This window comes from Geothrix sp. (assembly GCF_049292215.1).
Taxonomy (GTDB): Bacteria; Acidobacteriota; Holophagae; order Holophagales; family Holophagaceae; genus Geothrix.
Genome location: NZ_JBATQW010000009.1, coordinates 75090 through 99137 on the forward strand (window position 1 = coordinate 75090; position 24048 = coordinate 99137).

At 64.7% G+C, this 24048-nt stretch carries 23 protein-coding genes; 2 read left to right on the plus strand and 21 right to left on the minus strand.

Features of this window, described 5'->3' with window-relative positions; translation table 11 throughout:
• The first annotated feature begins 63 nt into the window (after positions 1 to 63).
• Positions 64 to 2553, plus strand: a complete 2490-nt coding sequence (locus WAS25_RS01395; protein WP_422309574.1) for a hypothetical protein — start codon at positions 64 to 66, stop codon at positions 2551 to 2553.
• Here WAS25_RS01395 and dauA read toward each other — a convergent pair.
• From dauA to rplU, 7 genes are all read right to left on the minus strand, one after another.
• Positions 2526 to 4409, minus strand: a complete 1884-nt coding sequence (gene dauA, locus WAS25_RS01400) for a C4-dicarboxylic acid transporter DauA (protein WP_422309576.1) — start codon at positions 4407 to 4409, stop codon at positions 2526 to 2528. The genes WAS25_RS01395 and dauA overlap by 28 nt on opposite strands.
• A 49-nt stretch (positions 4410 to 4458) precedes the next feature.
• Positions 4459 to 5712 (minus strand): Glu/Leu/Phe/Val family dehydrogenase, encoded by a 1254-nt coding sequence (locus WAS25_RS01405; protein ID WP_422309578.1) that lies wholly within the window; start codon positions 5710 to 5712, stop codon positions 4459 to 4461.
• A 12-nt stretch (positions 5713 to 5724) separates the two neighbouring features.
• The gene (gene rsfS, locus WAS25_RS01410) at positions 5725 to 6099 is read right to left on the minus strand and encodes a ribosome silencing factor (RefSeq protein ID WP_422309580.1); all 375 of its coding nucleotides are present in this window, start codon (positions 6097 to 6099) and stop codon (positions 5725 to 5727) included.
• Between the two features lie 17 nt (positions 6100 to 6116).
• Positions 6117 to 6731, minus strand: a complete 615-nt coding sequence (gene nadD / locus WAS25_RS01415) for a nicotinate (nicotinamide) nucleotide adenylyltransferase (protein WP_422309582.1) — start codon at positions 6729 to 6731, stop codon at positions 6117 to 6119.
• Positions 6731 to 7780, minus strand: a complete 1050-nt coding sequence (gene obgE, locus WAS25_RS01420) for a GTPase ObgE (protein WP_422309584.1) — start codon at positions 7778 to 7780, stop codon at positions 6731 to 6733. The genes nadD and obgE overlap by 1 nt, the downstream gene beginning before the upstream one ends.
• 107 nt (positions 7781 to 7887) lie before the next feature.
• Entirely contained in the window at positions 7888 to 8148 is a 261-nt protein-coding gene (rpmA, locus tag WAS25_RS01425; RefSeq protein WP_285576631.1) for a 50S ribosomal protein L27, read from the minus strand.
• Positions 8149 to 8211: 63 nt separating this feature from the next.
• Positions 8212 to 8523 (minus strand): 50S ribosomal protein L21, encoded by a 312-nt coding sequence (gene rplU / locus WAS25_RS01430; RefSeq protein ID WP_422309586.1) that lies wholly within the window; start codon positions 8521 to 8523, stop codon positions 8212 to 8214.
• 184 nt (positions 8524 to 8707) lie between these two features.
• Between rplU and WAS25_RS01435 the strand changes: the two genes are divergently transcribed.
• Positions 8708 to 10177: a menaquinone biosynthesis decarboxylase gene (locus tag WAS25_RS01435; protein WP_422309588.1), complete on the plus strand. Its 1470-nt coding sequence runs from the start codon at positions 8708 to 8710 to the stop codon at positions 10175 to 10177.
• Positions 10178 to 10212: 35 nt separating this feature from the next.
• Here WAS25_RS01435 and WAS25_RS01440 read toward each other — a convergent pair whose 3' ends face one another.
• The 14 genes from WAS25_RS01440 to WAS25_RS01505 all read right to left on the minus strand — a co-directional run bounded on the left by WAS25_RS01440 (position 10213) and on the right by WAS25_RS01505 (position 24034).
• Positions 10213 to 11808, minus strand: coding sequence for a methyl-accepting chemotaxis protein (locus tag WAS25_RS01440; RefSeq protein WP_422309590.1), 1596 nt, complete (start codon positions 11806 to 11808; stop codon positions 10213 to 10215).
• A 100-nt stretch (positions 11809 to 11908) separates the two neighbouring features.
• Positions 11909 to 12919 carry a hypothetical protein gene (locus tag WAS25_RS01445; protein ID WP_422309592.1) on the minus strand — a complete coding sequence of 337 codons (1011 nt, stop codon included), beginning with the start codon at positions 12917 to 12919 and terminating at the stop codon, positions 11909 to 11911.
• 28 nt (positions 12920 to 12947) lie between these two features.
• On the minus strand, positions 12948 to 14288 hold the full coding sequence (locus tag WAS25_RS01450; RefSeq protein ID WP_422309594.1) for an MgtC/SapB family protein: 1341 nt from the start codon (positions 14286 to 14288) through the stop codon (positions 12948 to 12950).
• A 123-nt stretch (positions 14289 to 14411) separates the two neighbouring features.
• Complete coding sequence (locus WAS25_RS01455) at positions 14412 to 15050, minus strand: hypothetical protein (protein WP_422309596.1); 639 nt, start codon at positions 15048 to 15050, stop codon at positions 14412 to 14414.
• An 84-nt stretch (positions 15051 to 15134) separates the two neighbouring features.
• Complete coding sequence (locus WAS25_RS01460; RefSeq protein WP_422309598.1) at positions 15135 to 16421, minus strand: MgtC/SapB family protein; 1287 nt, start codon at positions 16419 to 16421, stop codon at positions 15135 to 15137.
• Between the two features lie 46 nt (positions 16422 to 16467).
• Positions 16468 to 16623, minus strand: a complete 156-nt coding sequence (locus WAS25_RS01465) for a hypothetical protein (protein ID WP_422309599.1) — start codon at positions 16621 to 16623, stop codon at positions 16468 to 16470.
• A 46-nt stretch (positions 16624 to 16669) separates the two neighbouring features.
• Positions 16670 to 17404, minus strand: coding sequence for a hypothetical protein (locus WAS25_RS01470; protein ID WP_422309601.1), 735 nt, complete (start codon positions 17402 to 17404; stop codon positions 16670 to 16672).
• A complete protein-coding gene (locus WAS25_RS01475; protein ID WP_422309603.1) occupies positions 17401 to 18900 on the minus strand; it encodes an SLC13 family permease in 1500 nt (499 codons plus the stop codon). The genes WAS25_RS01470 and WAS25_RS01475 overlap by 4 nt, the downstream gene beginning before the upstream one ends.
• A gap of 116 nt (positions 18901 to 19016) precedes the next feature.
• Positions 19017 to 19490 carry a CYTH domain-containing protein gene (locus tag WAS25_RS01480; RefSeq protein WP_422309605.1) on the minus strand — a complete coding sequence of 158 codons (474 nt, stop codon included), beginning with the start codon at positions 19488 to 19490 and terminating at the stop codon, positions 19017 to 19019.
• A gap of 18 nt (positions 19491 to 19508) precedes the next feature.
• Positions 19509 to 20129, minus strand: coding sequence for a hypothetical protein (locus WAS25_RS01485; protein ID WP_422309607.1), 621 nt, complete (start codon positions 20127 to 20129; stop codon positions 19509 to 19511).
• Positions 20130 to 20219: 90 nt separating this feature from the next.
• Positions 20220 to 21602: an OprO/OprP family phosphate-selective porin gene (locus tag WAS25_RS01490; protein WP_422309608.1), complete on the minus strand. Its 1383-nt coding sequence runs from the start codon at positions 21600 to 21602 to the stop codon at positions 20220 to 20222.
• Between the two features lie 254 nt (positions 21603 to 21856).
• A complete protein-coding gene (locus WAS25_RS01495; RefSeq protein WP_422309610.1) occupies positions 21857 to 22543 on the minus strand; it encodes a hypothetical protein in 687 nt (228 codons plus the stop codon).
• 146 nt (positions 22544 to 22689) lie between these two features.
• Entirely contained in the window at positions 22690 to 23217 is a 528-nt protein-coding gene (locus tag WAS25_RS01500) for a SixA phosphatase family protein (protein WP_422309611.1), read from the minus strand.
• 61 nt (positions 23218 to 23278) lie between these two features.
• Positions 23279 to 24034 (minus strand): inorganic diphosphatase, encoded by a 756-nt coding sequence (locus WAS25_RS01505; RefSeq protein ID WP_422309613.1) that lies wholly within the window; start codon positions 24032 to 24034, stop codon positions 23279 to 23281.
• Positions 24035 to 24048 lie beyond the last annotated feature (14 nt).

A 24048-nucleotide genomic window follows, 5' to 3' on the forward strand; every position in this document is an offset into this window, starting at 1 on the left:
TCGAGGATACCGGATAACCCGGAATGGGGTCGCCGCGGTAGGCTTCCATGACCCGGAGGCATCGTGCCGCGCCCTATCTTTGCCTTGATACCCGTAATCACCTTGTCACTGGCCGCCCAGGCACCTCCGGCGGCGCCCCTGCGGGTGAACGAGGCGCAACCCGTGGACCTGGACCTGACCGGGGCCGATTCTTCCGTGCTGCTGCCACGGGACAACCGCGATGCCACCCAGGTGGAGGCCGCACGGCAACGCTGGAATCCGCTGGTGGCGCCGCTTCGAGAGGCCCTGGCCGTGCGGCTCCGCCTGCCCCTCGGGGAGGCCCGAATCCCGCTCTTGCTGGCGGCCGCCCAGGCCCTCAAGGCCCAGTCCCCGGGCCAGCGGCTCTACCTGGCCTTCGATCCCAAGGCGGCTTCGATCCTGGATGAGACGGCCTGGGGTGCGGTTGATGGCGGGGCTCTGCTGCCCTCCGATTTGAACGTGGACTCAGCCCTCTGGCGCGCCCAGCTGACCCAGGCCCAGGAGACTTTCCCGGGCCGCCCCTGGACCCTCTGGCTGCCGAAGGACCCTGGCGCCCAGGCCTCGACCCTGATGGGCGATGGGGGTCGGCTGGTGGTGCCGGCCGGGGGCTCCTCCGCGCAACTCGCCGCCCTCATCCCTCCCGGCTTCGTGGAGGTCGAGGGTGGGGTGGGTGACCTCACCCTGCGCAACCGCGCTGGCGAGGCCAAACGCTGGACCTTTGCCGAGGGGGCCTGGAGTGCCGTGCCTCTGCCCAAGGAGCGCCACGAGGTGTCGGTGACCGCGGCGGACGCCTACGACGTGGGCGCGCTACTGGCCCAGGTTCGGGCCGCCCACCTGCGCTCAAGGGCGGGCGTGCGGACCCTCCAGGCCAAGGCCGACCTGGACCTGCACATCCAAGGCTCGCGGGGCCCTGGTGGGGACATTGGCTTCACCTTCGGCTATTTCGAACAGGCCGGGGACTGGCCCGAGCTGTTGCAGAAGGAGGTGCGGCTGAACGGGGTGAAGGCCAACCTCTCGGGCGAGGTGCAGTTGCCCCTCATTGAAAGCCGCCAGTCCGTGTCCCTGCCCGTGGCCCTCAGCCTGACGGAGCGCTACCGCTACCGGGATGGCGGACCCGCCGGCCCCGGCCGGCGCCTGCTACGCTTCGAGCCCGTGAGCCCCGACCCCTTGGCCTACACGGGGGAACTGGAAGTGGAGGAGGCCACCGGGAAGATTCTCGTGGAGCGCCGCGAACGTAACGACCTGCCGGGCACCGTGAAGAGCGAGCGCGAGATCCTCACCTATGGCACCGTGGCCCTGGGGGTGTGGCGCCCCGTGGCCGTGAAGACCTACGAGCGCTGGGTGAGCACCGACGGCGTGGTGCAGGTGCAGCGGCGCTTCACCTACCGCGACTTCAACCTGAACAGCGACCGGTTCCTGGCCGAGCGGGAGGCGGCTCGCACCTCGAGCGCCACCATGCTGAAAGTGACGCCGGAGGGCGCCCGCTACTTCACCCGCCAGGAGGACGGCACTCGGAAGATCGACGAGAAGGCCAAGACCAGCGGCCGCGCGCTGGGTGGCGGGGTGCTGGTGGACCCAGGCACGTCGCCTTCGGTGATGCCCCTGGCGGCCCTGTTCTACTTCGACTACAACGCCTTCGGCAAAGGGGTGCAGCTGAACGCCCTCGTGGCGGGCGTCTTCAACACGGTCAACCTTGCCATTCCCCGCGGGTTGGGCGGGTTCGATGTGAGCGCCAACGCCCTGGGCCTGCTCTTGAAGGGCACGGACCGGCCGGTGGTGGATGGGAAGCTGGCAGACAAGGATGGTGTGGGGCGACGCTTTGGCATGGTCGGTGTGGAGCTGGGCCGCGATCTGGGCCTGGGCTTCCGGCTGGAAGGCCGTGGCGACTTCCTCTACGACGACTACAGCGAGGGGGAGACCAAGTACCGCACGCCGGGCTATGTCCTGCCGCCCTCGGGCCTCACGAAGGTGGGCACCCTGCAGGGTTCCTGGCTGTTCCGGGGCTTTCAGCTCCGCGGCTTCCACGGCTGGGGGAAACGGCCCGAGGGCAGCTACGGCACGGTGGCAGAGCCTCAGGTCGTGCCTGAGGGCGGGGACTTCCGGCGCTGGGGCGGCAGCCTCGGGCTGGATTGGGAAGTGAAGCCCGGGTTCTGGCTCCGCGGTGAGGCCGGCTGGGTGGGCGGCCGCGCCTTCGACCGCTTCAACTCGCTGGACGTGGGCGGGATGGGCTCCATGGTCCGCATCGCCGGCATCCGCTCCAACGCCATCGCCGCCGACCAAGTGGCCTACGCCAAGACCAGAGTGGCGATCCCCACGGGACCCAGCCTCAGGCTTTCGGTGAGCCTCGAGCACGCCCGGGCCCGGGGCCTCGGTGACGGTAAGACCTATGGCGTGTCCGGCCTGGGCCTCACCGGGGACCTGCCCGGCTTCTGGTGGTTCACCTCGGTGCGGGTGGACCTGGGGTTCGGCCTGCAGAGCGACATCGCCGGAGTGAAAACGGTCAGCGGCTACGTCGCGTTGTTGCGACTGTTCTGATCAGAGATGGCCTTCCGCGTCTTCTCGCGGTGCAGGACTTGGAAGCTGATGGGGCCGAGGTTCCGGCGCTTGTAGGTGTGGAGCTTCGCGTTCATGACCTTGAAGGCCTCGACCATGGTGGCGCAGAAGGCCACCTCGCCCGCCTTGTCCTTGAGGCCGCCCCGCTCGAACACACTGAGGGCCTGGCCGTGGAGACCGACGAAGATGGCCTTGATGTGCTGGCGCTCCATCTCGCGCAGAACGCCCTCCATGGCCACCAGGCCGCTCACATCGGCGCTGGGCACCTGCTCCATACGAAAGATGATCACGCGGACGTCGGCGGCGATGGCCCGCATGGCGTTCAGGGCCCGCTCCGCCGCGCCGAAGAAAAGGGGGCCGGAGAGGTCGTAGATCACCACGCCTTCAGGCAGAGGGCCGGGCAGGGAACGGTGGTCGGGGCGGCTCAGGTGACCTTCCGCCACGATGGCCATGCGCCGCATGAAGAGCAGCGAAGCCAGCACGATGCCGACGGTCACGGCGATGACCATGTCGAAGATGACAGTGAGAAAATAGCAGGTGAGCAGCACGGCCACATCGCTCTTGGGGGCCACCCTCACCGTGTGGAGGAAGTGCTCGACCTCTGACATGTTCCAGGCCACCAGCAGCAGCAGGGCCGCCAGGCTGGCCATGGGCAGGTAGCTGATGAGGGGCGCCAGGAGCAGGATGGCCAGCAGGATGGTCAGGGCGTGGGCCATTGCGGCGATGGGGGTGCGACCCCCGAAGCGGAAGTTGGTGGCCGTGCGGGCGATGGCGCCGGTGGCGGGGATGCCGCCGAAGAAGGGGGTGATGACGTTGCCTACGCCCAGGGCCAGCAGCTCCGCGTCTGGGTCGTGGCGGGTGCGGCCCATGCCGTCGGCCACCACGGCGGAGAGCAGGGACTCGATGGCCCCCAGCATGGCCACGGCGAAGGCGCTGGGCAGCAACATCCGGATGGTGCCCAGGTTGAGGCCCATGGCCTGGCCATCCACACCGGGAGCGTTCCAGGGCCAGATCAGGGAAGGCAGCACCTGGGGGATGCCGGCCACCAGGTGGCCATCCACCATGGTGTGGAAGCGGCTGCCGATGGTGTCCACGGCGAAGCCCGGAACCCAGCGCCCCAGAATCCAGGCGGCCAGGGCCGCCAGGGGCAGGGCCATGAGCGGCGCGGGGATCTTCCGAAGGAGCTTCGGGAGGCGCACGAGGCGCCGCTTGGGCAGCCGGGGGATGAGCAGGATGGCCAGGGTGCCCAGGCTGATGAGCAGCTCCCAGGGGGAGATCGTGTGCCAGGCCCGGCCCATGGCTCCGAGTCGCTCGATGAAGTGGTCTGGGACATGGTCAAGTTTCAGTCCGAGCAGGTCCTTGATCTGGAGGACGGCGATCACGGTGGCGATGCCCGAGGTGAAGCCGGTGGTCACGGGAAAGGGGATGAACTCGATGAGCTTGCCCATGCGGAGCAGGCCCATGCCGATGAGCATCAGGCCGGCCAGGAGGCCGGACATGAGCAGACCCGAGAGGCCAAACTTTATATAGAGGGGTGCCAGCACGACGATGAAGGCGGCCGTGGGACCGGCCACCTGGACCCTGGAGCCCCCCAGCAGGGCCGTGATGAACCCGGCTACGATGGCGGTGTAGAGGCCCTGCTGGGGCGGCACGCCCACGGCGATGGCCAGGGCCATGGCCAGGGGTAGGGCCACGATGCCCACGAGGAAGCCAGCCGTCAGGTCGCGCTTGAACTGCCGCCCGGAATAGCCCTCGGCCAGCACCGCCCGCAGCGCTGCCGCCGGCAGGGCCCGGAGGGGAACGGCGGTCGAGGGATCCTGGAAACGCGTGCGGGCCAAGGGCAGACTCGGGGAGGTGGGATCTCCTTCATCCTAACTGCTCGCAGAGCTAGGCGTAGAATCCGCGGTACTTCATGGCCTGGGCCACGCGGTCGAGAGCCAGGATGTAGGCGCCGATGCGGGGGTTGGTCTTGTACTTGTCGGTGGTGGCGAAGGTGGCCTGGAAGGCGTGGGTCATGTAGTCCACAAGCCGTTCGTTGACCTCGCGCTCCCGCCAGTAGAAGCCCTGGCGGTTCTGCACCCACTCGAAGTAGCTGACCGTGACCCCGCCGACGTTTGCCAGGATGTCCGGCACCACGAGAACCCCGTGTTCGAGCAGGATGGGATCGGCCTCTGGGGTGGTGGGCCCGTTGGCGCCCTCCACGATGATCTTGGCCCGCACGTGGGCCGCGTTGTCTTCGGTGATCTGGTTCTCGGAAGCGGCGGGCACCAGGATGTCCACGGCGTGGGTCAGGAGCGAGGCGGCCTCCATGGGCTCCGAGCCCTTGAAGCCGGTCACGGTCTTTGCTTCGGCCACGTGCTTCAGCAGGGCGTGAACGTCGAGGCCGCGGTCATTCTTGATGGCTCCCTTGAGGTCGCTGACGGCCACGATCCGGGCACCGGCCTCATGCAGCAGGCGCGCGGCCTGGCTGCCCACGTTGCCGAAGCCCTGGACGGCCACGGTGGCGCCGGCGAGAGGCTTGCCCAGGCGCTGCATGGCCTCGCGGGCGGTGATGAGCACGCCGCGGCCGGTGGCCTCCGTGCGTCCCAGGCTGCCGCCCAGGCCCAGGGGCTTCCCGGTCACGACGGCGTTCTCGGTGCGTCGGACGTGCATGTTGTAGGTGTCGAGCACCCAGGCCATGGTCTGGGCGTCGGTGCCCATGTCGGGCGCTGGCACATCCCGGTCAGGGCCGATGATGTCCATGATCTCGGCGATGTAGCGGCGGGTGAGCCGCTCCTTCTCGCCCACGCTGAGGCGGTTGGGGTCGCACACGATGCCGCCCTTGCCGCCGCCGAAGGGTACGTCCACCACCGCGCACTTCCAGGTCATCCAGGCGGCCAGGGCCTTGATCTCCTCGAGGCTGACGTTCAGGTCGTAGCGGATGCCGCCCTTGGCGGGGCCCCGGGCCACGTTGTGTTGGACGCGGTAGCCCGTGAAGACCTCCCAGTGGCCGTTGTCCATGAGCACGGGCAGGCTCACGATCATCGACCGGTTGGGGGCCATGAACACCTTGAACAGGGCATCATCCAGACCGTAGAGCTGGGCGGCCACCCGCAACCGGGCCTGCATCGCTTCGTAGGGATTGATCGGGGTGGCGGGCATGGAGGTCGTCTCCTAGGAGCGGACTTCGGACTCGGGGTGGGCCTCGGCGGGCAACTCAAGCTCGAGGCCGGTGCTCCAGAGACCTTCAAGGTTGTAGTGGCGGCGGGTCTCCTCGTCCATGACGTGGACCACGAGGTTGCCGTAGTCCAGGAGGACCCAGTTGCCGTTGGCCTCGCCCTCGCGGGAGATGGGGCGCTCATCGGCCAGTTTCAGGGCATCCTCGATGGCTTCCGCGATGGCGCGGTTCTGGCGATCGCTGCCACCGCTCATGAAGGCCATGGTGTCGGTGAAGCTGGCGATCTGGCTCACGTCCACGAGGCGGATACGGAAGGCTTTCTTGGACCGGGCGGCGTCGACGACGGTCGCGAGCCGGGAATCAAGGGTCATGCGGGCTCCAGAGCAGACTAACGATACAGGTTTTCGGTTCGGATGGTACCCAGAACTCGGGGGGGAATTCCCCCGGGATCCTCGTCCGGCGAGGCTTGCAGATGGGTCCGGAGGTTTGAGGAGGCTAGGTCCAGCTCGGTGGCGGGCAGGGCCACCAGCTCGCCGGGCCGACCGCTCCAGGTGGCGGAGGGGTGGAGCCCCGGCACCTCCGGCAGCAGGAAGGGGGCCCCAGGGCGGAGCGCCACGGCAGCCGAAGCCAGCTCAAAGATGCGCTCCGGCTGGCGCCAGGTGGCGAGGCCTGGCAGCTGGTCGCTGCCCATGAGGAGGATCCAGGACGCACCGGGTTCACGCTGGGTGAGGGCTTCCAGGGTGTCCACCGTGTAGCTGGTGCCGCCGCGCTGGAGTTCCAGCGGCTCCACCCGGCAGCGGGGGTCGAAGCCGGTCAGGGCCTCGACCAGCAGGCGCAAGCGAGCGTCTGCACCCGGGTCGCCCGCATTGGGCTTGTGGGGGCTCAGAGCGGTGGGGACGAAGCGCAGCTCGTCCAGATTCAGGTGCTCCAGGGCTAGGCGCGCCAGCTTCAGATGGCCTTCGTGAGGAGGGTTGAACGCCCCTCCAAGGAGGCCGATGCGCACTACCAGACCTCGTCTTTGGGGGTGGCCTTCTTCTGCCCGGCCATGACCTTCAGGGCATCGTCCACGGCGAAGGCCAGCTCGCGCAGGCCCTCGCCGGTGACGCCGGAGATGAAGAGGGGCTCCTGGCCCCGGGCCGCACAGAGGGCCACGAAGGCCTCGCGGCGGGCGTCGTCCTGCAGGGCGTCTAGCTTGGTGCCCACCAGCCACCGGGGCTTGGCGGCCAGCACGGGGCTGAAGGCCTCCAGTTCGCCTTCGATGATGCGGACGGCCTCGGCGGGCTCCTCCATGGGGTCGGAGAGGTCCACCAGGTGGAGCAGCATGCGGGTGCGCTCCACGTGGCGGAGGAACTGGATCCCTAGGCCCGCACCGGAGGCCGCGCCCTCGATGAGGCCCGGGATGTCGGCGATGACCCAGCTATCCAGCAGGTCGCCGCCGAAGCGGTCCAGGCTCACCACGCCGAGCTGGGGCTCGAGGGTGGTGAAGGGGTAGTTGGCGATCTTGGGTCGGGCCGCGCTAAGGCGGCTCACCAGTGTGCTCTTGCCCGCATTGGGATAGCCCACCAGTCCCACATCCGCGATGAGCTTCAGCTCCAGGTCGAGGACGCGGGCCTCGCCCTCCTCGCCGGGCTGGTGGTGGCGGGGCGTGCGGTTGGTGGAGCTCTTGAAGTTCGTGTTGCCCAGTCCGCCCCGGCCCCCGCGGGCCACACAGACGTCCTCACCATCGGCCAATAGCTCAGCCAGCACTTCGCCGGTCTCACCATCCTTCACGACGGTGCCCAGGGGCACTTCGAGCAGGATGCTCGCGCCGTCGCTACCATGGCGCATGCCGCCTTCGCCCTGACGGCCACGCTCAGCGGTGAACTCCCGCTTTTGGCGGTAGGGATTGAGGGTGTTCAGGGCCCGGTTGGCCCGGAGGGTGATCGAACCGCCCTTGCCGCCGTCGCCGCCATCGGGCCCGCCCTCGGGGGCGAACTTCTCGCGGCGGAAGCTCATGGCGCCTGCACCACCATGACCGGCAGTGACGCGGAGCTGGACTTGGTCAAGGAACATGGTGGGTCTTCACTTCCTGGGTGGGTAGTAATAAGCACAGGCCGGGCTCCGCCCGGCCTGTGCATGGAGGTCCCGGGGGCATGCGCAGCGCAGCTCCCCGGACAACATCAACCTTCGATGGGATCGATGTGGATGAAGCGGCCAGACTGACCCTTGTCCTGGAAGCGCACCTTGCCATCGATGAGGGCGAACAGGGTGTGGTCCTTGCCCATGCCGACATTGATGCCGGCCTTGAACTTGGTGCCGCGCTGGCGGACGAGGATGGAGCCGCCGGTGACCTGCTCACCGCCGAACTCCTTCACGCCGAGGCGCTGGGAGTGGGAATCGCGACCGTTGCGGCTTGAACCTACGCCTTTTTTGTGAGCCATGGGAAAACCTCTTTCGGATGATCTGAATGTCGGGTGGTCAGAAGTTCAGGGACGGGAAAGAGCCTAGGCCTTGATGGACTTGATCCGCACTTCCGTGTAGTTCTGGCGGTGGCCCTGGGTGCGCTGGTAGGTGGTGGTGCGCTTCTTCTTGAAGATGATCACCTTCTTGGCGCGGTCATGGGTGATGACCTCCGCCTCGACGGTGGCGCCGGCCAGGGTGGGCTTGCCGATCTTCAGGTCCCCGTCGTTGTCGATGAGGAGCACCTGGTCGAAGGTGACGGCCTGCTTGGGATCCTGCTCCAGCGTTTCCACGCGGAGGACATCGCCCTCGGCGACGCGGTACTGCTTCCCGCCGGTCTTGATGATTGCGAACATTGGAACCTCTATGTTTGGGGCGTGTGGGCGGCAGTCCATCGGATGCGCTTGGGAGCCCACGGCCAGGGCAAGGTCGATCAGTATGCGGGAAAACCCCTGTCGTCTCAAGGGAAATTCCTGAACGACGGGGCATTGGGTTCCTGGGAATCCCCCTCGGGTGGGATGATCGAGGCTGGAGCATCCCATGGGCCGTGATTTCCAGACCTTCCTGAAACAGCTCGAGGCCGCCGGTGAACTGGCCCGGGTGGGGGTGGAGGTGGATCCCTTTCTAGAGATGGGTGCCATCGCGGACCGGATCTCCAAGGAGCCCGGCGGCGGCAAGGCCCTGGTCTTCGAAAAGCCCACCGCCAAGGCCATGCCCGTGGCAATGAACGTCTTCGGCAGCCTCAAGCGCATGGAAATGGCCCTGGGTGTGGACAAAGAGCCCCGAGGGCTCGATGCCATCGCCGATCGCATCGAGAAGCTGGTCCAGGAGGCCATGCCCAAGCCCGGCACGGGCTTCTTCGAGAAGCTGGCCAAGCTGCCGGTGCTGGCCGAGGTGGGCAACTGGATGCCCAAGACCGTCAAGCGCGGGATCTGCCAGGAGATCGTCCTGAAGGGCGACCAGGTGAAGCTCACCGACCTGCCCGTGCTGACCACCTGGCCTGAGGATGGCGGCCCCTTCATCACCCTGGGCATGAGCCACACCCGCAACAAGCAGACGGGCCACCGCAACGTGGGCCTCTACCGGCTGCAGGTCTTCGACGACCGCACCCTGGGCTTCCACACCCAGCTGCACCATGATGGCGCCCGCAACCGCCACGGTTATGACAAGAGCGAGCGCATGCCCGTGGCCGTGAGCTTCGGGGGTGATCCGGCCCTGACCTACGCCGCCACGGCGCCCCTGCCGCCCTTCCTCAGCGAGGTGATGTTCGCGGGCTTCCTGCGGGGCGAGGGCATCGAGATGGTGTCCTGCGTGACCAACGACCTGGAAGTGCCCGCCGATTCGGAGCTGGTCATCGAGGGCTACGTGAACCCCGGCGAGCTGCGCCGGGAGGGCCCCTTCGGCGATCACACAGGCTACTACTCTCTCGCTGACGACTACCCCGTGCTGCACGTGGAAGCCATCACCATGCGGAAGAACCCCGTGTTCCCTGCCACCATTGTGGGCCGCCCGCCCCAGGAGGACGCCTACCTGGGCCTCGCCACGGAGCGCATCTTCCTGCCCCTTCTGCGCATGGTGCTTCCAGAGATCCGCGATATGCACCTGCCGGCCGCGGGCGCCTTCCACAATCTGGTGATCCTCTCCATCCGCAAGGAGTACCCGGGCCATGCGCAGAAGGTCATGAACGCCATCTGGGGTACGGGCCAGATCATGTTCACCAAGGGCATTGTGGTGGTGGACGAAGACATCGATCCCCACGACCTGAATGAGGTCCTCTTCCGCCTCACCAGCAACGTGGATCCCAAGCGCGACATGCTGTTCACCGAAGGCCCGCTGGATGTGCTGGACCACGCTGCAGATCGCTTCGCCTTCGGCAGCAAAGTGGGCATCGACGCCACCCGCAAGAATCGCCCCTGGGATGGCTACGTCCGGGAGTGGCCCCGGGACCTGGTGTACCCAGGGGAACTCCTGGATCGGGTGGCGCGACGCTGGAAGGAGTATGGACTGTAGCTAGTGGGGCTGATCTAAGCGGTGACACTGGAACCTTAACTGATCCTAAACCGGTGGGTCAGGATCCGGAGTTCAGAGGCTAGGCCCGCCAGGTCTTCGGTGGTCCGAGAGGTCTCCTGCATGGCGGAGGCCAGCTGCACGGTGGCCGAGGCATTCCGTTCCGTGAGGCTGGACACCAGATCCAGTTGCCGCTGGAGTTGGCCGACGGACGAAGACTGCTGCACCATGGCCCCGCTGATATCCCCAACGTGATTGCCGGTCTCGTGAATATTCTCCTGGATGCGGTCCAGCGAGGCACTCACCTGGGCAGCCGCCGTTGAACCGAGCAGAACCCGCTCACTGCTCTCGCCGATGAGGGCCCCGATCTCCTTTGCGGCGGTGGCGCTGCGTTCCGCGAGCTTGCGGATCTCTTCCGCGACCACGGCAAACCCCTTGCCCTGTTGTCCCGCCTTGGCAGCTTCGATGGCGGCGTTCAGGCTGAGGAGGTTGGTCTGCCGGGCGATGTCCGCGATCACGGTGATGATGCGGTTGACCTTCTGGGAGCTTTCCTGGATAGCGGCCATGGCCCGGTCAGACTCTTCTGCACTGAAGTGTCCCTTCTCGCCGACTTCCTTGGAGGCTGCGGCCAGCACAGCGAGTCGCTCGGAGCCTTCACTCACGGTCTCAGAAAGCCCCTTCATCTGGCGGAGCAGTTCGGTGCCAAGGAACACGGCAGTTTGTTGCTCTCCGGCTGACCGGCTGATCTCGTCCACGGTCTGGTTGACCTCCGAGGCCGTGGCTGAGAGCTCGGTTGCGGAGGAGGCGGTGCGGTCGGTGGCTTCCGTGATGGCCTGGATGTCCCTGCTCAGCTGGTCGATCACCTGATTGAGACTTTCTGCGGCTTCGCCCAGTTCATCCCGAGTCTGCACTGGGCAGCGCTGGGTCAGGTCGCCTCCGCCTAGGGCTGCCATGGTGGACTTGAGGGACATCGCCTGTCGTCGGACCTGCAGGCTGACCGCACGAGAAATGCCAAGCCCGACGAGGATTGCGGCGACCAGCCCGACTAGCATCCACCGTTCACTGACCAGGCTGGAGGCCAAATCCCGCTCTACCTGCTTTGCGCCTTGGTCCTGGATGTTCTGAAGGAGCACAAGTAGCAGGTTGTAGCCTTCCCTGCGGAAACCGGTGTTGGCTTCGATGAGTTCGGGGATCTCATCGATTGTGGCCCTTTTCGCGCGTACCAGTAGCGGCGGGAATGCCTCCATGTACTTTCGCATCCCAGTGACGATGGTGCTGACTTTCTCCCGCTCGGAGTCCGCCCAGCTCAGGCGTTCCATCTCCGCAAGGGACAGGACCAGGGCATCTTCAACCTCTTTGAGCCGTTTAAGGCGCTTGTCGACATAATCTGGGCTTCGACCGCCCCCCAACAGAGAGACATGGATCACCCTTAGCACATCCGAGTCGTGGAGTACCCGTGCGGCCACCGCTGCCTTAGGTAGGTTGGCCCCCAGTTCTACCTGACCTTTCTTGAGGCGACTCAATCCCGCCAGTCCCAGTGTGAACACCACTAGAAGCAGGACCGCCTGGCTGCCGAACAGGGCGATGAACTTGCCCTGGAGACTGTTGGTGAGGGAGAACCTCGTGAGTGCCATGGCTGGCCTTCCATTTATATATTTATAGAGTTGGAGTTGATCCACTCGGTCATGTCATCGACACTTTTTCCCAAGAATTTAGGTTAGGGGGGCTATCAAATCACGGCTCGCCAAGGGTCGAAAATCCTAGACGAAGGTAGGTGTACTGGGGTGATTCGCAGAAGGCCCCCCCCTCTTCACTGAAGAGGTAAATTTCATTCTTGCCAGGGACGTACATGATCGCCTCGGGCCGGCAGAGGCTTCTCAACTCGGGCAATAGGATCCGCTCGGTTTCCCCGTTGGGTCGGCAAAGCCAAAGGGAGAAGTCCGGGGCCTTGTCTACGGGGCCACCAATCACCAGGTAGGCTTCAAATTCCGGAATAAACTGGATGTCCCGAATTCCCTGGCCACCTAAGTCGATGGGCTGCAGGCGGAACTTGGGGCGATCGGAGAAGGGTTTTGTGACGAAGGCCAGCAGGGCCTTGCCGCGATCCAGAGCATACGCCTTCCCAAAGGTTGGATCCCCGAACCCTGCTCCGTAGAGGGGCGAGCGAAGGCCGATCACCAGGGTCTCTGGCTGGCCGGGTACCCAGGATAGGCCCTCTGCGCTGAGGCCACCCTTTACGCCGAAGGTGGCGGCAACCCTGGAATACCAGCGCTCATCAGGGAGGTCCTTGAGCGCCTCAAGCAGGAGGTCGCGAATGACCACCGAGCGTTCCTGCCGGACAAACCGTCCTGTGGGGTCAAGCGTGAAGGAGGTGAGCAGGCGATAGGACTCGGTGTCCTCATCGGCCTGGGAGAGCCCAGAAAGCACGAAGAACTGCCCATTGTGGAAGGTGACGCCCTCCAAGTCCTTCTGGCCAACCACGCGGTTCAAGACGATACCCGGCTGAGTGATTCGATCCAGAGAAGCGAGTCGAATCTCGGGGTGCTCAGAATTCTGCCCGCCGTCGTAGGCGAGGTAGGCGCGCCCATCGACGCAGACCGCACCGCTTAGGTCCTGACGGCGGGGGCCGGTCTTCGAGAAGGACGGGGTCTTGCCCTTCTCGAGAACCCGGAAAGTAGGAACCGCACTCCAGAGGGTGCCACCCAGCGCCATCGTGAATAACAGAATCAAGCTGAGGTGGTTCACGGGGGCTCCTTGCGCGGTGGCGCCTGGATCAGCGCAGGGCGAGGATCGCGTAGACCATGGAGATGGCTGCCAGGGGCACCATGCCAATGGCTGCCTGATTGGCGGTCCGCCGGGTGCCGAACATGTAGGTGTAGGCCACCTTCAAGAGGTTGTTGCTGGCACTGGCGATGATGATGGCCTGCAGGATCTGGGGGGTGCCGATCCCAAGGTTCCCCTGCAGCACAGAGATGACGAAGGGCGTTATGTCTGAGCAACCCACCAGGAAGGACAGCATGCGAAGGCCCAGGCCCTTGTAGTAGATGAGCACATATTTGGTCGCCAGGGACACGGCCACGAACATGAAGGCGAAGAAGAGGGCGGAGTTGATCTCTAGGGGGTTCTTGCGCAGGGCGGGCTCGTGGCCCTCGGGCAAGGTGCCTGGGGCCGCTTCATCACTGGCCTGCGTCTGGATGTCCTCGATGAGGGGGGGAAGAACAACGGGTTCCTTGCGCCGGATCCAGAGGGCGTGGCCCGCGGCCAGGCCAGCGAGCACCAGCAGGGCGGGGCCGACCTGGAAAGCCAGCCCAAAGCGGAAGATCGAAACCAGGACCAGCAAACGCAGGTACATCATGGATACCGCCAGCAAGATCGCAGCGGCGGCCTCGTCATCGTGTCCGGGGTAGCGCTTGGATTTCTTGGCGAGGACCAGGACAGCCACGGTGCTCGAGTACACACCGCCGATGAGGCCGGTCAGCATCAGGCCCTTGCGCGGGAAGAGGTAGGTCTGCAGAACGTAGCCGAGGTAAGAGATGGACATGGTGATCACCACGGCCATCCAGATCTGCCGGGGCGTCACGGGAAGGACGCTGAACACACGGCCCATGGCGCCTAGGGTGGGTGAGACGGCCGGGATCAAGGGCAGGATCACGCCGGCGATCGCCAGGAACTTGCAGGCCGTGACCACCTCCCCGGTCTCCAGGCGATCCGTGAACACGCGGATGCGGCCCTTGGAGTGCAGGACAAAGAGGATCGAGACGCCAAAGAGCACCAGGAACCAGTGGGGCTGGTTGAGCGCCACCGGGCCCGTGGTGTAGGTGAGGAGGGCGATGAGCACGCCGATGAGGCCCGGGCTCTTCTTCTGGCGCACCTTGTTGCTGTAGTAGACCAGCAGGAAGGGGACGATGGCCGCCATGCCGAGCAGGAAGGCGAACTGCCCGACTCCCGGGATCTGGTAGAGCATGAAGCCCAGCATGCCGAAGAAGACGAAGGTGCGGACGGTGCCGAAGGTGTCGAACTTCTTCTCGGACTCGTAGTAGTCCCGCAGCCCGATCCCGATCAGCGTGCTGATGGCCAGGGTCAGGAGGAAGGGCGCAACTTGGGGGGGCAGCATGTCGGACTCCGGGGCGGATCTGAATGGGGGACTGGCATGGCAGCGGTGAATGGACGGACCCAATGACCCTGGGGCGGCTCCCCCCGAAGCCGCCCCAGAGGTGGGGCCGGGGCGGGAAGGCCCCTACTCCATGCCCATGACCTTCTTGGCGGCCTTCAGGTAGTTGGTGTTCGGCATGGCGGCGATGCCCAGTCCTTCGATGACCTGACGCATGCCGGCGTAGTTCTCGCTCTCAGCGCAGGCCGTCTCCACCATGGCGCCGTTGAACCAGACCTGCGCGTACTCACAGATGATGCCGTCGATGGTGAAGCCGTAGCGCATCTTCTCGACCGTGACGGGGACGAGGTCGGCGTGCTGGCGGGCCATGGCGATGAATTCATCGATGGTATACATGTCCTGGGTCAGGTTCATCTCGGCCTTGAGGTGGGAGAGGATGGTGGCCAGATCCTCCTTCTTCACAGGGAACTGGAACTTCCCGCGGGGCTGGAAGATCTCGTAGCCCTCGGGGGTCTCACCCACCTTCGTCTTGATGTCCAGTAGGCCATCCCGAACTTTCACGTTTGCCTCGTTGGTCTTCGCGCTCAGGAAGTAGGTCTCCATGGGCATGCGGCGGGCCTGGAAGAGGACGGTCTTGCCGTTCCACATCTTCTCCTTCACCAGCTCGATGACGCCCTGGCCGAAGGTTCGGAACTCGGCGCGGGGGATGAGCTTGAGGGCGTCTTCGGCGGTGGTGGCGGCGTTCTTGGCAAACGGATCGGCCATGGTGGTGCTCCTGGTGAATTGGGATGGAAGGACCATCCGGGTGTGAGTGCCCTGAGAATCAGTGGCAGGGTAGGACCGCTGGGCCTAGAGGGCCAGGCCGGCGTAAAGGAAGGACAGTGCGACAATGCCGGCCATGCCGAGGGCCGTGAGGCGCGCGGTCTGGCGGTGACCGAAGGTGAAGACGTAGGCGGTCTTCATGATGTTGTTGGAGGCTGTGGCGATGACGATGGCTTGGAGGATCTGGCCGGATCCGATCCCCAGGTTCCCCTGCAGAACCGACACGATAAAAGGCACGATGTCCGAGGCGCCGACCAGGAAGGACAACATTCGCAGGCCCAACTCTTTGTAAAAGAGGAGAACGTACTTGGTGACGAGGGACACCGTCACGAACATCAGTGCGAAGAGCAGGGCAGCGTTGAGCTCCAGGGGGTTCTTCTCCTTCACCTCCACATCAGGCGCTGGCTCCGGCACGGCGGCGCCGGGCTCGCCGCGGCGCAACCACCAGGCGTAGCCCCCGGACAGGGCGGAGAACAGCAGGAAGGGCGGCAGCAACCGCACCGCTCCCAACGGCATGAAGGCAGCCACCAGGAACAGGATCCGCAGATACATGGTGGGCGTGGACAGCATGATGGCCGCTGCCGCCTCCCGGGCCTGGTCCTCATGCCCCCGGGTCTTCTTGGAGATCACCAGGACCGTCATGGTGCTGGAGTAGAGACCGCCGATGAGGCCTGTCAATAGCAGTCCCTTCTTGGGATAGAGGTAGGTCTGCAGCACGTAGCCGAAGTAGGAGATGGCGGTGGTGACAACCACGGCCATCCAGATCTGATGGGGCCCGACGGGGAGGACGCTGAAGAGGCGCCCCACCCAGCCCTCAGTTGGCGGGACAGCGGGTATGAGGGGGAGGATCACTCCGGCGATGGCCAGGAACTTGCACGCTGTGACGACCTCGCCGGTCTCCAGGCGGTCCGTGAATTGCCGAATGCGCCCCTTGGAATGGAGAACGAAGAGGATGGTGATGGCGAAGGCGACCAGATACCAGTGTGGCTCGTGGATCACCACCGGACCCACACCGTAGGTCAGCAGCGCGATGAGGACACCGATGAGCCCAGGGCTCTTCTGTTGAGCCACCTTGTTGTTGTAGTAGACCAGCAGGAAGGGACCCACGACGACCATGCCCACCAGAAAGGCATAGGGACCGATGACGGGAACCCGGTAAAGCATGTGCCCCAACAGGCCCAGGAAGATGAAGGTCCGCACCGTGCCGAAGGTGTCCCGCTTTCCTTCCTGCTCGTAGTAATCGCGCAGGCCGATGCCGATCAGCGTGCTGATGGCGACGGTGAGGAGGAAGGGGAACGCCTGGGGTGGAAGCAAACGGGTCTCCGTGGCATGGCTGGGCTGGCGGGGCCTTGATGAGGGGTCAGTTCTTGCTGTTGGGAACGACGTTCTTGATCAGGGCCCTGAACCAGCGCTGGATCCAGGGAGCCAGAGTGGCGAACAAGAAGGCCAAACCCAGAACACCCGCCACGCAGAGCGCGACGGTGATGAGGAACTGAAGTAGCAGGGTTGAGGGCAATCAGACCTCCTGGGAAACGAGCTTGGTCGCCGGCGGAAACGGGGGGTTAGCGAGCGGGATCAGGGCGCTTCTTTGCGATGAGGTCCCTGAACTTGAAGAGGTAGAGGCCACCCAGGAGCAGGCCTACCAGTAGCCAGCCGAGGCTGCGCCGGTGTGGCACCAACTCGAGGGTCATGGAGGTGTCATCGCCCTGGCGCAGGTTCGAGAACTGCAGGACGGCCGTCTGGAGCCCCGCCGATTTCGACAGGAGCACTCGGGGCAGAACTTCGCTCTTCTTCGGCTTGGGCAGCTGCTCACGGATCGCCTGGGCCATGAGCCCTTCAGGGAAAAGGAATTCCAGACGGTAGATGCCGATGGGCGCTTCCTGGGTGTTCACGAAGGCGTGCCGGAAAAGCCTGCTGCCCTTGGGCAAGATGCTCTTCTCGCCCGGGGCAAGCTGAAGGACCTGGAAGACCTCCTTCACGGTGAACGAGAATCGCAGAGTGGCCTGGGGGGGCATTCTCTCTGGGAACAGGAGGTGGAGACTAGTCATACCGTCGCGGGGGCCCATCTCCAGCCTCACGCCGGCGGGGGATTCCTCGAGTCTCAGCCCTTCCGGGGCGTGGAAGCCGAGGGGCAGGAGCAGGTTGCCGGGGGTGCAACCCACCAGCGTCACGGTGGCCATGGCCTGACCGCCGCCCTCCTTGAGGGCCTGAAGCTTGATGGTGTAGGCGTCGATCCTGGTCGTGGCCAGCAGGATCGACGGCAGAAGCAGGAGGATTGCCAGCCGCAGCATGCTCATGGCGCCACCGACCAGAAAGCGGGGGTGATGCCCAGCCAGTGGAACCAGGTGGCGCCTGAAATCACCAGGATCACCACCCCAAGGGTGCAGGTGAGCATGCCGTACTTGAAGTTGTCGGAGACCGTGAACTGGTTCGTGGAAAAGAGGATCACGTTGGGCTTGCCGCTGATGGGGAGGCCCACCACCCAATCGATGCAGAGGGCGGCTGGCAGGGCGAAGGCGAGCGGGTTCCAGCCCAGGGCCTTGGCCAGGGTGATGATGATCGGCAGCATGATCAGGGTCCGCACCGTTTTCGACGTCGTCAGCAGGTGGCTGTACATCATCACGGAGATCACCACCGTGTAAGCAACGCCGAAGGGCACACCCTTGAGGTTCATACCTCCGAAGAGCATCCGCACGCCCCATTCCGCGGCACCGGTATCGTCCAGGGCCAGGCCGCCGGCGTAGGCGCCCGCGCTGAAGATGAGCAGATGCCAGGGGATGTCAGCCTCGGCCCAGGAGAGGATGCCCCAGCGGGGGAACAGCACGATCACCGCGCCCAGCAGGGCCGCAAAGGGCGCGCTGATCTCCACACCGAACCACCGCATGTGGAAGATGTCGGTCATCCAGAGAAAGAGCACCAGAGCGAAGATGGCGATGGCCTTCTTCTCCTGGAAGCTGAGAGGGCCCATGGCTTCGTGCTGCTTGCGCACCAGCTCGAGTCCACCCTCCACCTGGGGCACCTGCTCTTCTGGTTTCATCCGGAACAGGAGCTTCTGGCCCAGGATCCACATCAGGACCATGGTCAGGATGGCCACCGGGGCGCCGACGCGCATCCAGTCCATGTAGTAGACGCGGTGGCCGCCCATGTTCTGGATCAGCCCCACGGCAATCAGATTCGCGGAACTCCCGGTCATGGTGATCGAGGAGAGTACGGAGATGCATGCCAGGTTCAGCAGCATGAGGTTCTTGCCGAAGGCGTTTGGCGTGGCCTCCGTGGAGCCGTAGATGGTCGCCACCACGATCATGAGGGGCAGGGTCATGACGCAGCGCGCCGCCGTGGCCGGAATCAGGGGGGCCAAGACCAGCTGCAGGACCAGGAAGGCCAGCAGGGCCCAGGTGGCCTTGTGCCCGAAGCGCACCACCAGCCAGAGCGCCATGCGCTTGGCCAGGCGCGTCTTGACGAGCATGGAGCTCAGGATGAAAGCCAGCAGGTTCAGCCAAATCACTTCCATGCCCAGGACGTCCATGATGGCCTTGGCATTGGAGGTGCGTGTCACCAGGAGCAGGAACATCAAGACGAGCGACGTGACGTAGGTGGGAAACGGCTCCGTCACCCACCACACCAGGGCCAGGGCGAAACAGGCCGCGCCGGACTGGGCCGAAGCACTGAGTCCGGCCCCGGGCGGGAGGAAGAGAATGATGAGGAAGAGGAGGATTCCACCGGGGAACCCCAGATACCTCATCCACTTTTCCGTGGGACTCTGTGCCTCCCTCGTCTTGGAGGAGAGCGTCATCTTCTCCATGTCCAGGAGTTCTTGGAGCGACGGGGTTTTGGTTGCAGATTCGGCTTCGGCTGCCATGCAATACCTGGAATGGGCGGGCCACCTTTGGGGTGGCCCGCGTGTGGAAGTTAAGCCTTGGTCCAGTTCTTGAAGGGATGCTTCAGGAGGTTGGAGTTGAAGTAACGGGGATCGCTTGAGACCTCCTCGCCGATCCAGGCCGGGAACTCGATCTTCTCATCCTCGGAGGCCAGCTCGATCTCGGCCACCACAAGACCTTCGTTCTCGCCATGGAAGACATCGATCTCCCAGGTCTTGCCGCCGTGGACTTCCTTGTGGCGGTGCTTGTCGATGAGGGGCTGCTCGCACAGGTTGTCAAGAAGGATGGCTGCGTCCTCCACGGGAATGAGGTATTCGAATTCTGAGCGGGTCACGCCGGTGGTGATGCCCTTGATGGTGAGCTTGGCCTTGGCGCCCTCGATGCGCACGCGGACGACGCGCTCCTTCTGGGCGTTCAGGTAGCCCTGCTTGAAGTGGATGCCCTCGCCTTGCGGGGTCCACGCAGCGCGATTGATCAGGTACTTCCGTTCGATTTCCTTGGCCATGGGGGCTCCGGTGGGTAGTCAGTGTTGGGTGTCAAAGTGGAGGGCGGTTTTCAGGCCCGAGGGATAGCTGGCGTGCGGTCGGGCCTGGAGACCAAGGCGCCGTACGACCTGGAGGGTGAGACTGGGATCCTCGTGCTCGATGAAGAGGCACTCGCATGGGGTCTGGTTGGCGAGCAGGTGGGTCCACTCGCACCGCGCGCCCTCCACGGCGAAGCGTTCAGCGTGCTTCTCAATTTCGACCACTCTGAGGTTCGGGTGGATTCGGATGACCTCATCCAGGAAGGCATTGATGGTGTAATTCGCTCGATGCAGGGACGGAAGAGCCATGTCCCACGCATCGAAGAGTCTCCGCACGGTTTCCTGAGCGCAAGGGAAGTCGGCGTCAAGCACGACATCCCAGAGTTCCAGGCCTTGCTGACCGACCTGCTTTCGCCACTTTAGGGACAGACGGCGATCTCGTATCGTCACGTCATGAGAGCTGGTCAGGCAGATCAGACTGATCTCCCGGTGATCAGAGGAGTCCAGTCGGGTCCCCATTTCCTTAAGCGCCCCGGCGGCATCCAAGGCCGGGGCGAAGGTTCGCCATTCCCAGCGGGGAATGAGGACCGGAGCACCGCAGCTCGGGAGTTCGTGGGGCATGGGAGGGCATCCTGGAGAGATCGACGGGAGACCTGATGTCAGTCGGGAGGGGCCTCGAGCGAGGACCCCTCCCGAACCAGGCGGCGAATCCTAGAAGTTCACCTGAACGCGCATGGAAATGATGTTGAAGTCATCGTTCACGAGCTTCACGCCGGTGGGGCTGTAGGCCTTGTTGGCCATGGCATTCTCACCGTTGTCCACCATGGTGTAGTTCAGCATGAAGCGGACCCCCTTGTTCAGGTAGTAGGTCAGGCCGAGGGTGGTGTTCGAGGCCACGCCGCCCTTCACGGGATCGACGTCCGTCAGATCGTTCTGGTCCATCTTGCTGTAGCGCAGAACCACTTCCCAGGCACCGTTCTTGGAGGGGACCACTTTGCCGAAGAGACCCTCGCTTGCTTCATAGGTGCGCTGGCCACCGATGATCCACGACACCTGGCCGTAGTAGGTGGAGAACTTGTGATCCACGGTGCTGGCGAGCTGCTCGGCGGCGGAGGTGGCCACCAGGGCCGTGCCATTCCACTTCTGCATCTGGGTGCCCCGGCGGTTCACCTTGGTCTGCTGGTATTCGCTCTGCCAGGAGAAGGCTTTCCATACACCCGCGAATTCGATGCCGGTCTGCATCCAGTTGTCGACATTGGTCACGGCCGCGTTCAGGAACTTCTCCTTGCAGACCTTGTTCTGCTCGGGGCGACCGGAGAAGTCCACCGCATACACCCCAGGGGCGCTGGCATTGGGGGTGCGCTTCACGGCCGCCACACCCAGGTGCATGGCCTTGGTTTCGGAAATCAGGATCGGAGCGACACTAAAGCGGGCCGCGTAGCCGTAGCCGTGGTCGCCGGAGATCTTGTAGGTCTTGAGGAGGCCTGTGGAATCGACATTCTCGTCGGCGGCGGACTGTTCATCGGTCGTGTCGTTGATGGCCTGACCGAAGAAGCCGACCTTCGCCTGCCAGCGCTCGCCCCAGGTCTGGTACCCGATGCCCACATGGCGATCCAAGGCCCAGACGTCGCTGTAGGAGCGCTCCATGAGCCAGGTGGCGTTGGAGGAGCCGAGGGTATCCATGCCGAAGGGCTGCTTGAACTGGCCCACCTGAATGAGGCTGTTCTTGAAACCCTGGTAGCCAACCCACAAATCCTTGATGTTGACGGCGGCTTCCGCGAAATCGACATCGCCTTCGCCAACCCAGTCCTTGCCCAGACCCACCTTGAAGCTAATGCGGGCGCGCCGCATAAAGGTGCCATTGGTCAGGCGGTTCTCGTTGCCGCTGAAGTAGGTGCTATCCAGGTGGAACCGGCCGCCGAACTTGACTGAGAAACCACCATCCTTGGCATCGTCCTTCTTGGTTTCGACCTTGGAGAGCTTGGCAACCTGCTTCTCCAGATCGGCGATGCGCTTGTCGGTATCCGCCTGCGTCTGCGCGGCCAGTGGCGCGGCCAACAGGGCAAAGATCAGTGGGGAGGTAATGGCTTTCATGCAAACTCCTCTAGGGGGGGCGGCACCGTCTGGGTGCCTGGGCGATGAGGTGGATGGAGGTGGGAGCCCTCGTACCTCTGGACGGGCTGTGGTCATCCAGTGCAAATCATGGGCCATTCCGGATGGCAAGGTTAATTGCCCATGTAGCCTGACATATGGCCGCTGCCGGGGGCGTGCCCACGGAGGCTGTGCGCGAAAATCCGCACGGGTAATGCGGGTCTCCGCTCACTGGGGTGGTCGAGCCGCTCAGTGCTTCAAGGCCGAGGTCTCCCGGCCTGCACCCAAGCTGAAAGGACCAAGCCGCCGCTCCGTTCCGCCGCGCGGCTGAGTTGTTGGAGGACCTGACGGTTCTGCAACGACCAGAGGGCCTTGGTGTGCGCTTCGGAATCTCCTTTAGCAGCGCGACCAGCCTGCCGATCCGCCTCAAGCAGCGCGGGAATCAGGCTGTAACTTTCCCTGATCCACCCCGCAATGGTGGCTGGCAGATCGGCAGGGGCTATGGCGGCGGCTGGGGCCGCCAAGGAGGTCACGCCGTGCTCCACTAGGTCACCTTCCCAGCGCTTGTGAATGCCCTTCTGGCGGGTGGCCTTGCCGTTGCGATCCCGGGTCGTATGCAGGGGAACCTGGGCATCGGCCACGTAATGGCATAGCCAGCCGGCCTCTAGGACCACCCGGGGAGCGTCGCCGACCTTGAACGCCTCCATCAGCCGTCGATGCCGCTCGGCGATGACCCAGGGGAGCTGTCCAGCTTGTTCGAAGGCAAAGGCGCCCACCTGCGCCCTGGCAGTAGCTTCCTGGAGGGGGACTTTCCCCGGGCCTCCATAGGTTTCACAGGCGATCCGGTGACGCCCGACCTCAGAGGCATCGTCGGCCTTCCAGAGATCAGGCTCCAGGGAGGCCTGGATGAAGGCGGCCTCTTGTCCCGAAAACCAGGGTGCCAATTCAGGCGGCAAAGCTTGGAGTGAGGCTGCGGCGGCGAGTCGGTGACCCCGGGGCTCCCATGCCAGGGTGGGCAAGGTCGAGGCCAGCACCGCCGAGAACACGATCGTTCTGATCCTGGCAGTCTGAGGCGCGAATCGAGGAGGGGTCATCGCCGCATCGCCCCGGCAGGCGGTGGTGCCTCAACCCCCACGGACACCTGGTCGTGCTCCTCAAGGGTCGCCGATGTCCCGCCCTCCTTGATCCGAAGCACCCAGATGCGATCGTAACCGGTGACTTCAGGGAAGGGTTCCGAGTGGCCCAGCGCTTCAACTAAGGTCATCAGCGTGTCCGAGTGGGCGCAGACGACGGCACGCTCGCCCGGGTGCAAGGCGAGGATGCGCCGGGCCAGGGCCCGCTCCTCGCCCCGCACATAGACCTGCAAGGGCAGGCCCAGAGCTTTCGAAAGGGGTTCCAGAGTCTGCTGGGTTCTGCGGAGGTTCGAGGCGAAGAGGGCCGACGGCTTGTAGGGTATGAGCTGGGCTGGCAGCCGCGCAGCCCGTCGATGCCCCGCCTCGGAAAGCTCCGCGCTGTCACCCTTGTGGGCCTTCTCGGCATGGCGCAGCAGGACGATGACTGTGTCCTGGGCCAGGAGCCCCGCCGATAGGACCAGGGAGAGCAGCAGGATTCTGAGCATGGTCCTCCCGAAAAAAGTGGGGGGCGGCATGGCGCCGCCCCCCATGATTCACGCAATAGACCTACTCGCCAAGGTTCTTCGCGCCGGGCCAGCGGTAGAGGCGGGGATTGCCCTTTTCATCCAGGGCGCGCCGATCCGCATCCGTGGTGACCGAGATCTCGTAGTCGAGGACCGCATCGCCGACGATCTTGATGGCGGCGGCCCGGCTCTTGAAGCCCTTGGAGCTCAGCTGCAGCTTGCCATCCTTGCCGTAGCCCTTGTAGGACGTCCACCAGGTCTGGATGATGCTGGTCACGCCGGGGAACTTCTTGTCGAGCTCCTCGATGCCCTTCAGGGAACCGAAGATGGAGTTCACGGGTGCGAGCACGATCTTGTCGTCCACCTCCCCGTTGTCGACCAGGCTCAGCACGCCCAGGGGGCGGCACTTGACGATGGTTCCGGTGGGGATGGCGGGGCCCAGGACGATGACATCCAGGGGGTCGCCGTCGCCACCCTTGGACTTGAGCAGCACGCTGCGGGGGATGAGGCCGTAGTTGGCAGGATAGGCTAGGTACTTCACGAAGCGCGGGACACCGTCCTTCTGCTCCAGCTCCATCGTGCCGTTGTCCAGAGTCTCGATCTTGGCGGTGGTTCCCGCCGGAATCTCGATGATGGCGTTCATGGTGCCGTCAACGTTGATCGGATCGTAGGCGGTCTTGAAGTTCTTCTCGCCCTTGACGACATAGACCACCGGGGTGACCACGCCCTGGCCGGCGAGGGGGACCATCGCGGTGAGGGCGAGGGCGAACCCGAGGGAAGTGATGATTCGGTTTTTCATGGGTGGATATCTCC